This window comes from Mycobacterium simiae, from assembly GCF_008370645.1.
In the GTDB taxonomy this organism is placed as follows: domain Bacteria; phylum Actinomycetota; class Actinomycetes; order Mycobacteriales; family Mycobacteriaceae; genus Mycobacterium; species Mycobacterium simiae_A.
Map to the genome: position 1 here is coordinate 1 of NZ_VTZN01000169.1, position 10,201 is coordinate 10,201.

Annotated in this window: 12 protein-coding genes; 5 read left to right on the forward strand and 7 right to left on the reverse strand. The window is 65.8% G+C overall.

All coding sequences use genetic code 11. The features are described from left to right. The 5 genes from F0Q45_RS20995 to F0Q45_RS21015 all read right to left on the reverse strand — a co-directional run. Positions 1-529, reverse strand: a 529-nt coding sequence (locus tag F0Q45_RS20995; protein WP_149655778.1) for a class I SAM-dependent methyltransferase, incomplete at its 3' end; no start/stop codon positions are given. Beyond that, positions 526-1,095 (reverse strand): DUF4389 domain-containing protein, encoded by a 570-nt coding sequence (locus F0Q45_RS21000; RefSeq protein WP_149655786.1) that lies wholly within the window; start codon positions 1,093-1,095, stop codon positions 526-528. The genes F0Q45_RS21000 and F0Q45_RS20995, both read right to left, overlap by 4 nt. A gap of 20 nt (positions 1,096-1,115) precedes the next feature. Continuing rightward, positions 1,116-2,306: an FAD-dependent monooxygenase gene (locus F0Q45_RS21005; protein ID WP_262491091.1), complete on the reverse strand. Its 1,191-nt coding sequence runs from the start codon at positions 2,304-2,306 to the stop codon at positions 1,116-1,118. Between the two features lie 316 nt (positions 2,307-2,622). Continuing rightward, entirely contained in the window at positions 2,623-3,153 is a 531-nt protein-coding gene (locus F0Q45_RS21010; protein WP_149655787.1) for a hypothetical protein, read from the reverse strand. A gap of 108 nt (positions 3,154-3,261) precedes the next feature. Beyond that, positions 3,262-4,092 carry a DUF4226 domain-containing protein gene (locus F0Q45_RS21015; RefSeq protein ID WP_149655780.1) on the reverse strand — a complete coding sequence of 277 codons (831 nt, stop codon included), beginning with the start codon at positions 4,090-4,092 and terminating at the stop codon, positions 3,262-3,264. 127 nt (positions 4,093-4,219) lie between these two features. Between F0Q45_RS21015 and F0Q45_RS21020 the strand changes: the two genes are divergently transcribed. The 5 genes from F0Q45_RS21020 to F0Q45_RS21035 are packed head-to-tail and all read left to right on the forward strand — an operon-like array spanning position 4,220 to position 8,319. Then, a complete protein-coding gene (locus tag F0Q45_RS21020; protein ID WP_149655781.1) occupies positions 4,220-5,740 on the forward strand; it encodes a CoA-acylating methylmalonate-semialdehyde dehydrogenase in 1,521 nt (506 codons plus the stop codon). A gap of 5 nt (positions 5,741-5,745) precedes the next feature. Then, positions 5,746-6,906: an isobutyryl-CoA dehydrogenase gene (locus F0Q45_RS21025; RefSeq protein WP_149655782.1), complete on the forward strand. Its 1,161-nt coding sequence runs from the start codon at positions 5,746-5,748 to the stop codon at positions 6,904-6,906. 12 nt (positions 6,907-6,918) lie between these two features. Continuing rightward, the gene (mmsB, locus tag F0Q45_RS21030) at positions 6,919-7,812 is read left to right on the forward strand and encodes a 3-hydroxyisobutyrate dehydrogenase (protein WP_149655783.1); all 894 of its coding nucleotides are present in this window, start codon (positions 6,919-6,921) and stop codon (positions 7,810-7,812) included. Positions 7,813-7,870: 58 nt separating this feature from the next. Next, entirely contained in the window at positions 7,871-8,014 is a 144-nt protein-coding gene (locus F0Q45_RS27945; protein WP_188113063.1) for a hypothetical protein, read from the forward strand. Next, entirely contained in the window at positions 8,011-8,319 is a 309-nt protein-coding gene (locus F0Q45_RS21035) for a hypothetical protein (protein ID WP_188113064.1), read from the forward strand. The genes F0Q45_RS27945 and F0Q45_RS21035 overlap by 4 nt, the downstream gene beginning before the upstream one ends. 653 nt (positions 8,320-8,972) lie before the next feature. Here the strand turns inward: F0Q45_RS21035 and F0Q45_RS21045 are convergent. Both F0Q45_RS21045 and F0Q45_RS21050 read right to left on the reverse strand, forming a co-directional pair. Beyond that, positions 8,973-9,521 carry a TIGR03086 family metal-binding protein gene (locus F0Q45_RS21045; RefSeq protein WP_149655785.1) on the reverse strand — a complete coding sequence of 183 codons (549 nt, stop codon included), beginning with the start codon at positions 9,519-9,521 and terminating at the stop codon, positions 8,973-8,975. 169 nt (positions 9,522-9,690) lie between these two features. Further along, positions 9,691-10,201, reverse strand: a 511-nt coding sequence (locus tag F0Q45_RS21050; protein ID WP_188113065.1) for a hypothetical protein, incomplete at its 5' end; no start/stop codon positions are given.

A 10,201-nucleotide genomic window follows, 5' to 3' on the forward strand; every position in this document is an offset into this window, starting at 1 on the left:
CGGCTGCGGCGATGGCGTCGGCGGTTCGGCGGTTGGGCTCGCAACCGGAAGCCAGCCACGACCACGGCCTTGCGATCAAGTCCTGAAACCGGGCCATGGCGCCCGCTCCGCGGACGTGCTCGAGGACCACCAACCTGCCGCCGGGTGCCAGCACCCGCCGGATCTCCCCCAGGGTCGCGGCCACATCGTCGACCGAGCACAACACCAGTCCGACGTGTACCGAGTCGAAACTGTTATCCGGGAACGGGATCGACTCACCGACCGCGTCGACAATGTCGACCGCGATGCCGTGGCGACGCGCCAGCGCGCCCGCCATCCGCCGAAACGCCGCCACCGGCTCCACGGCGGCAACCGACGTCACCGCCGGCGGAAGGAAGCGTAAGTCGCTTCCGGGGCCGAGACCGACCATGAGCAACCGGCCGATCGCGTGGCGCATCGCCTCTCGTCGATAGCGGTGGTAGAAGACCCGGTCGAAGAGCGGCATGCCGAATCGATACACATACGCGAACAATGGATTTCGGTTCGTCATCCACCGCCTAGGTCCAGTCGAAACGGTGGATATTCGTCCCGAAGCAACGAGACATACGCGGCCACCCGGTAACGCCACCGGACGATGCCCATCAGCAGATCGAACATGCCCGCATGGATCGACCCGGTACACAACAACCACACCGCGGAGACCACGCACAGCACCTGCAGCAGCGGCTCCATCGCCCAGCACAGCAATATCTGCGGCAACCCGAGCAACCACCACTTCACCAGAACTCGCGCTTTGCCCAGCCGTTCCGGATAGTCGATCTCTAGATCGCCCGGGTACTCCGGAGCAGACGCGAGGGTGAACGGCGGATACCTGTCAGTACTGTTCATCGGAAATCGGTAATTCATGACCCGCCACGACCAACGCAGTACGCCGACGTTGACGTCGAAGATGGGGCGCGGATACCGGCCGGTGCACACGATCGCGACACCGGCCACCATGGTTAGCAACGGATAGGCCAAGTAGAGCAGGATCAGGATGGGGTAGTGCGGTACGGCAAGTACGCACCACTTGACCAGCCAAAGCCAGCGCGAGGGCGTATCGATGCTGCCTCGCACCCGCACCGGGTCGTCCTCGGTCATCGCAGCGCACACGACGCGGCAGACTGCGCCGCGTAGCGGCTCCGGACGATCGCCTCGGACATGCGGCGGTGACTCGTCTGACTCAGGAAGGTCGTCAATGCCCAGGTGTGCAGCCGGTCCGAGATGATCGCCGCCGGCCTGAGCACGGACTCCCCATGGGCCACTTGTAATGACGCGACCCGGGACACCGCCGTGACGTTCCGGCGCCTGGTCTTCTCGTACCAACGCAGCGCGGTTAGCACATCGCTGCTGCCAAAGGCTGAAAGCGCTCTGCACAACACCATGGTGTCCAGCAGCGCCTGATTGGCCCCCTGCGCCAGGGTCGGCGGCATCGTGTGTGCGGCGTCGCCGAGCAATGTCACTGGGCCGCAACCCGAATGCGTAATGGGATGCCGGAAATGCGGATACGGTGAGCCGGCCAGGTCGTCGTCGGTCAAGGCCGCCAGAACGCTATCGACCGCGTCCGACCATCCGATGAAATTCGACCGGATCATCGCGATCGGATGCTGGGGCCGGACAAAATCCGGCGACCACGGCAGGTCAAACCACCACTGCACGTTGCTATCTCCCGCCGGCCACAGGCCAGTGTTTCCGCACCGGCCGATGATGACCTGGGCAACCTGCTTTTCGGCGAGGTCTGGAAGTTCGACCAGTCCTTGCCAACTACACCAACCAGTGGACTTGGCGTGCGGTGCGCCAACGCCGTCTCGCACCGTCGAGTGCAGGCCGTCGGCGCCGATCACCACATCGCCTTCGGCCGAGCCGCCGTCTCCGAATTCGACTCGCGCTCCATCGTCCTCTCTGACTACCCGCACCGCATCGAAGCCGCACCGAATACGTTGTGCCGGAATGTTGTTCAGCATCCTATCCATCAAGGTGCGGCGTGGGACCATGCGGACAGGCGCACCCAGCCGCTGCGCCATCGCGGTCAGGTCTAGTACGGCGAGCAGCCGGCCCGTTGAGGTGAGAATGCGCACCGCAGAGAGCACCTGACCGGCCCCGTCCATGTCGACCCCGAGTTGCCCCAGCACCGTTTCACCGTTGGACCAGATGGTCACCGCGCCGCCACCCGCCTGCACAGCCGGCCGCCGCTCGAAAACCACGACGTCATGCCCGTCGCGCAGGAGTCCCCGGGCGATCGAGATACCGCCGACCCCGGCACCGACCACGAGGATGCGAAGCGTCACGGAACGTCGTCCCTCGCCCAGGCTCGGCGACGGCGCCCAAGAGTGATCAGCATGGTGTCCGCCCAACCGATGGAATACCCTCACACCGAAGACGAAACCGCGCGCGGTTTGGTTCACTCGCCGCATTGACCGCAGGCGTCCGCCGACTGAATGCCTCCCGGCGAAGACCGGTGAGCTGGTTGCACACCGCGTACCCAGATGGCGGTCGACGTCGCCGAGCACGTAGTGCCAAGCGTCCCAACGGCTCGCACCGGCCTCAACTGGTGGGGCTCTGCCCAGATGGGTAAGCAGTCGTTAGCCGCCACATCAAGAGTCTCTACCGGTCTTCCGTTGAGTCCTTCGGAATGGACGTCCCCGGTAGGTACGGGGGGAAACCCTCCGCGTACCATCCCGCCGGCTGGTTACGCCAGGCCTCCGGAACGTCCGGCAGCGTAAAGTCGTTCTGGTAAGCCGAACACCCGACGGTACGGCCGATATCTAGTGCGACATCAGCCAATTCGCCCAGCTCGATCCCGGTGCCCATCGGCATGATGTGAAGCACGCAGTTGCCTACGACCCCCCGCACATGCCCCAGGTAGTTGAGCACGAAAACGTATTCGCCAGGCTGCGGGCCCGTGATTTCATATGCCTCCGGATTTGGCGTCCGCAGATCCAGCCTTGGCGTGCACTCATCCCGCATCATGTCTCTGATCCCGTCAGCCTCCTGTTCGCCGTCCGCCACTTCGTAGATCGAAACCGTGACGCTGCGGGTGTATCCGGTTTCCCGGTCACCCCAGCTGCACCACAGCGAGTTGTTCCACAACTCTTCCGCGATTTCGGAGGTCGGTCTTACGTTCTTAGGCAGCATGGCGCTGATCTGAAAGTACGGCTCCAGCTTCGTGGCGATGAGGTCTCGGCGCCCGCTGTAGCTACGCGGTGGCTCGCTCATGGACGAACTCCTCTCGGGCTCTTCGACTTATCCCGTGGTTTGCGGGAACGCCGTGATGATCTTTCCGTCACGCGCTGAAACGACGACGCGGGTCGTGAAAACGTAGGTGCCGTCGGGCAACGAGATTTTTCGGTACACAGCAAACGTATCGTTGTCTTGGTTGTACTCCACCCGCTCTGGGTAAGCCAGGGTAGCGCCGATAGCGTAATCGGCAAGATAGCGCCAATTGCCTGCGCTGGGCCACCGTTCCTCAGCGATCGTCTGCCACTGCTGCCCGTGCTTGGCTTGGATGTGCAGCAGCCCGTATTTGTCGCTGCCGCAGTACAGGACTGAGTCGCCCGCCGGCAACGACCGGAAACCCGCACTCAGCGGCGCGTGATAGAACGTCCTGACGACCTTGTCCGGGTCCTGGCCGCGCGCCCGGCACGCCGCCCACACCTTCGGCTGGTAGGGCGGAAACGGCACTGGGTCAGGCGGCGGCTCCTGAGGTTTGGGCCCATATCCGAGTACCTGATACGACGGCCGCAGCGATTGCAGCTCCGCTGCTTGGTTTTGCGACGCCGCGGTGGTTTCGGTGATGACTCGATTGATGTCGCGGGTTTTGGCGCCAAGAAACCGGGAGAAGCTGGCCGCACCGGCCGGCGTGTCGAGGGCCAGTGCCTGCTGGTTGGCGATGGCGCCCTCGATCTCGGCTCCAATGACGTCCAGCTGGTGCCGGCCATGCAGCGCAACTTGGTACGCCACCTGCAGCGCGGGGACCACTGCTCGATCGGCGTGCGCAGCTTCCCGAGTGTTTCCGGCCAGCACCGCTTGGCGCGCCCGGACCGCAGCAGCGCCCAGACCGGACTCGTCGGACATGCCGGAACGGTATGCAGGCCGGATGGCAGCGGCAAGTCACCTCGCTTGCGACTCCAGATGCCAGTTACTAGGATATGCAAGTATCAAGCCCTCCGCCGCCAAGCCGACGCCAACCAACAGGACAGCCATGACCGCACCAATTCCGCATTTCATCGACGGCCAGCGCGCCGCCGGCCAGTCGACCCGCGTTGCCGACGTCTTCGACCCCAACACCGGCCGGATCCAGGCGAAAGTTCCAATGGCCGGCCAAGCGGACGTCGACGCCGCGGTGGCATCAGCCGTCGAGGCCCAAAAAGTCTGGGCTGCATGGAACCCGCAACGCCGGGCCCGGGTGCTCATGCGATTCATCGAGCTGGTCAACGAGCACAATGACGAGCTGGCCGAAGTGCTGTCTCTCGAGCACGGCAAGACGCTGGACGACGCCCGCGGCGATATCCAGCGTGGCATCGAGGTGATCGAGTTCTGCATCGGAATACCGCACTTGCTCAAGGGTGAGTACACCGAGGGCGCCGGTCCAGGCATCGATGTCTACTCGCTACGGCAACCCCTCGGCGTGGTTGCGGGCATCACCCCGTTCAACTTTCCGGCGATGATCCCGCTGTGGAAGGCCGGACCGGCCCTTGCCTGCGGAAATGCTTTCCTGCTCAAGCCAAGTGAGCGTGACCCGTCGGTTCCGGTGCGGCTCGCCGAGCTGTTCGTCGAAGCGGGCCTGCCCCCCGGCGTGTTCCAAGTCGTGCACGGCGACAAAGAAGCCGTCGACGCCATCCTGAACCACCCCGATGTCAAAGCTGTCGGCTTCGTCGGCAGCTCCGACATCGCCCAGTACATCTACGCAACGGCAGCCGCCACCGGTAAGCGTTCCCAATGCTTCGGCGGAGCCAAGAACCACATGATCGTGATGCCCGACGCAGACCTCGACCAGGCGGTCGACGCGCTGATCGGCGCGGGATACGGCAGTGCCGGCGAACGCTGCATGGCAATTAGCGTCGCGGTTCCGGTCGGTGAGAAGACCGCAGAACGGTTGCGGGCCAGGCTGATCGAGCGCATCAATAACCTGCGAGTCGGCCACAGCCTGGATCCCAAGGCCGACTACGGCCCGCTGGTCACCGACGCCGCGCTGACCCGGGTACGCGACTACATCAACCAAGGCGTCGAGGCCGGCGCCGAAATCGTCATCGACGGCCGCGAACGGGCCAGCGAAGACCTGACTTTCGGTGACGCAAACCTAGAAGGCGGCTTCTTCATCGGGCCGACGCTGTTCGACCACGTCACCGCTGACATGTCGATCTACACCGACGAAATCTTTGGACCGGTGCTCTGCATCGTCCGGGCCCACGATTACGAAGAAGCATTAACGCTGCCCTCGCAGCACGAGTATGGCAACGGCGTGGCGATCTTCACCCGCGACGGCGACACCGCCCGCGACTTCGTGTCGCGGGTGCAGGTGGGCATGGTCGGGGTCAATGTCCCGATTCCGGTCCCGGTGGCCTACCACACCTTCGGCGGTTGGAAGCGCTCCGGTTTTGGCGATCTCAACCAGCACGGCCCGGCCGCGATCCAGTTCTATACGAAGGTCAAGACGGTCACGTCGAGGTGGCCGTCCGGCATCAAGGATGGCGCCGAATTCGTCATCCCCACCATGAAATAGCTCCGATGTTTACCCTCAACGACGACGAACGGGTGATCACCGAGACGGCCGCTGCCTTCGCCGAAAAACGGCTCGCCCCAAACGCACTGGAATGGGATGCCAGTAATCACTTCCCGGTGGACGTGTTGCGTGAGGCCGCCGAACTCGGGATGGCGGCCATCTACTGCCGCGAAGATGTCGGCGGCAGTGGGCTGCACCGGCTCGACGGGGTGCGCATCTTCGAGCAGTTGGCGATCGCCGACCCGGTTACCGCCGCCTTCTTGTCCATCCACAACATGTGCGCCTGGATGATCGACAGCTTCGGTACCGCCGAGCAACGCAAAGATTGGGTGCCGCGGCTAGCCACCATGGACGTCATCGCGAGCTACTGCCTGACCGAGCCGGGCGCGGGCTCCGATGCCAGTGCGTTGCGCACCCGAGCGGTGAGGCAAGGCGGCGACTATGTCCTCGACGGTGTCAAGCAGTTCATCTCCGGCGCGGGTGCCTCCGACGTCTACGTGGTGATGGCCAGAACGGGAACCGACGGCCCGCGCGGCATCTCGGCTTTCGTGATCGAAAAGGAAACTCCTGGGCTGAGTTTCGGCGCTCTCGAAGAGAAAATGGGGTGGCACGCCCAACCCACGGCCCAAGTGATCCTCGACCGGGTCCGAGTGCCCGCCGACGCGATGTTGGGCGGCGCCGACGGCGAAGGGGCCGGCTTCGGCATCGCGATGAATGGCCTCAACGGCGGCCGGCTCAATATCGCGGCGTGCTCGCTCGGCGGCGCCCAGGCCGCTTTCGACAAAGCCGGCGCCTATGTGCGCGAGCGGCAGGCGTTCGGCGCACCGCTACTCGACGAACCCACCGTGCGGTTCACCCTGGCCGACATGGCCACCGGCCTGGAAACCTCCCGAATGTTGTTGTGGCGGGCGGCGAGCGCCCTCGACGGCGACACCGTCGAGAAAGTCGAGCTGTGCGCGATGGCCAAGCGTTATGTCACCGACACGTGTTTCGACATCGCCGATCAAGCTCTGCAACTGCACGGCGGCTACGGATACCTACGCGAGTATGGTCTGGAGAAGATCGTCCGCGACTTGCGGGTGCACCGAATCCTGGAAGGAACCAACGAGATCATGCGGGTGGTCATCGGCCGGGCCGAGGCCGCGCGGTTCCGCGCCACCACTTAGGAGAGGGACTCGATGTCTGAGGCTTTCACCATCGCGTTCTTAGGGCTGGGCCACATGGGCGCGCCCATGTCGGCGAATCTGGTGGCTGCTGGTCATATCGTGCGCGGGTTTGACCCGGTGCCGGCGGCGGCCGCCACCGCGGCCGACAACGGTTGCCTGGTGTGCGACAGTGGCGCCGAGGCAGTGGCCGAGGCCGACGTGGTGATCACCATGCTGCCCCACGGCGAAGCGGTCAAGCGTTGCTACGCCGAGCTGCTGCCGGCCGCGCAACCGGGTGCGCTGTTCATCGACAGTTCGACGATCTCGGTCGGCGACGCCCGCGCGGTGCATGCGCTGACCGAGTCGCACGGCCTAGCCCAACTCGACGCTCCGGTTTCCGGTGGCGTGAAAGGCGCCGCGGCCGGCACGCTGGCCTTCATGGTCGGCGGTGACGCGGAAGTCTTGGCGCGGGCCCGGCCGGTGCTAGAACCCATGGCGGGCAAGATCATTCATTGCGGGCCGGCCGGCGCCGGCCAGGCCGCCAAGCTGTGCAACAACATGGTGCTGGCGGTGCAGCAGATCGCGATCGGCGAGGCGTTCGTGCTGGCCGAGCAGCTCGGCCTGTCAGCGCAGTCGCTGTTCGATGTGATTACCGGCGCGACCGGCAACTGCTGGGCAGTGCACACCAATTGCCCAGTACCAGGGCCGGTCCCGACGTCGCCGGCCAATAGCGACTTCACGCCCGGCTTTGCGACGGCATTGATGAATAAAGACCTGGGCCTGGCAATGGACGCGGTGGCCGCCACCGGTTCGGCCGCGCCGCTGGGCGCCCACGCCGCCGAGATCTACGCTGAGTTCCTCGCGTCCGACGCCTCCCACGCCGACAAGGACTTCAGCGCGGTGATCGAGGTGCTGCGCGGCGCCTGACCGTGTCCGGCCACGGCAGCGCGTGGCCGCCAAAGGTATCTGCAAGGGACACGTCGCCATGAGCCGCGTTGCTAGCATCAACACGACCCTGTTCATGATCCGGAGGCGGCTCATGGAAGAAACCCGGTTCGGCCGCTATCGACTGGTGTCGGTGATCGGCGAGGGCGGCATGGGCAGGGTGTTCGGGCCCACGACACGATGATTGACCGCGACGTGGCGATCAAGATCTTGCCAACCGAGGTGGCAAACGAGCCGGGCTATCGCGAGCGCTTCCGCCGTGAGGCACATGTCGCCGCCCGGTTGAGCGAACTACTCCTCGAGCTGAGAGCCGGATCGAACACCCAAGTCGAGCTGCCTTTCCCTGCCCACCACACGGAATTACCTGTCAGCATTGCGGTCGGCGCAGCGGGCAGCGTGTACGTCACCTATGGCGGCACCAGCGGCGCCAGCCGCATCACCAAGCTCCCCGCCTGCTCGACGACCGCAGCGCTGCTGTGCGCCAGATAACCGCAGTTGGTCTACCATGTCGCCGTCGATGCCGCCGGAAACGCGTACGGCGCGCGCCCGGCCTATGTGTATCCCACAACCAGTAACCAGGTGGTGCGGTTCCCGGCGGGATCAGAGACCGCGACCATACTTCCGTCCACGGGCCTCGACGGGCCTGACCCGGCTAACAGCGGGGGTGCTGAACTATCGATGGGATGATGAGTCGCGGCAGAGGTGCTCACCCGGGTTGCGCCGCAGCTAGTTTTTGGGGCACGCGAAACGGCTTCAACGCCAACGAGCCCGACACCGGTCTCATACCTCGGGGTAGCCAGGATCTTGAACGACACGTTGGTTGACGCCGTGAGTGCTTGTACATCTACCCGCCGGCGCCGAGGAGCCAACCGCGCTTTTCGCAGACTGGTGTCCAGCCCGGGAGCCGCCCAAGCTCCCTCGACAAGGTCGACACCGAATCCTGTGTCAGTTTCGTGGTCGAACACCGGCACTACGACAATGGTTGGTTCACTGGCGATTTCGTATAAACCGTCGACAAGATCACCAGTGCATCGATATCGATCCAGCGCCCGGACATCGCCTCGGCGGGCGTTCATCGACTGGTTATGGCAGCGCGTGGCGTTTCACCGAATCGTAAGTCAGATCGGGCAGGCGGGACTAGTTCACTGGACCTTCCGGCCCAGAAACGCGGCCAGCTGATCGGCGGGTGCGCGCTCCGGCGAGCACGGCTGCTCGTCGTGGAAGGGCTTGCCCTGGCCCCGGAACTGGGGCCCCACAAACGCGCGCACTGCGGCGAGCTGCTCGGTAGCCAACTCGGGATCGAGGTCAGTGGACTGACCGGTGGCCACCGCAAGATCCCACGCGTGGGTCAGCACGTCGGAGGTGCGCATGCCGATGAAGACTTGTCCGAGAATCTCCCCGAACGGCAGCTTGAACGTGGTAGAGAGCCCGTCCGGCCTGGCGAAGAACTCCTGTGCGGCGGCGGCCGCCGCGCGGTTGGCCGCAACCAGGTTGTCGGGCCGGGCCGCCGGCGGCTCGGGGCTGCCGCCCCATGGCCCCACCCGCTCGTTGCCGCCAATGACGTGCTCAATCAGATCCCGCGTCGTCCACTCCGAGCACGGCGTTGGGGCGCCGAATTGGTCTTCACTGACGCTGGCAAGGACGCCGGCGAACACGTCCTGAGCGCGCTGGTGAGCGACTAGTGGCTCCATTGTTCCTGCCTTTCTCGATGCGGTCCTCGTCGGCCGTAGCGTGCCCGCCAACGCCCGCCGCTGCCTGCCCCCGATTCACCAGATGCCGCCACCGCATACCGCCGACCCCTGCCTGACACCAAGGCCGTCCGGACGTCTCTAAAGGTGCTGAGCAGCCGCGACCCGCCGGCTACATCAACCCGTCCAGGCCGAACAGCAACCCCCCCGCGCCACCGGCGCCCGGCAAGCCGCCAAGCCCGCCCTTACCGCCATTACCGCCGTTGCCGATCAGCACAGCGCCGCCGCCGGCCCCTCCTTTGCCAGCCAAGTCGCCGCCGGCGCCGCCGTTACCGCCGCCGCCGAACAGCCCGGCCTTTCCGCCGGTGCCGCCGCCCCCGCCGGCGACAGCGCCGAAACCACCGGTGCCGCCGCCCCCGCCATTGCCGGAGAGGTCGCCGGCGTTGCCGCCGGCCCCGCCGGCCCCGCCGGTGCCGAGTGCGAATGCGCCGGCCCCGCCAGCGCCGCCGTCGCCGAAGAGGAAGCCGGCGTCGCCACCGACCCCGCCGGCCCCACCGGTGCCGCCGGCCGCGGTAGCGGCCCCGCCGGCCCCGCCGGCTCCGCCGGCGGCGAACAGCCCGCCGACCCCGCCGGCTCCGCCCGCACCGCCCAGCACGTCGCCGGTGGCGCCGGACCCGCCGGCC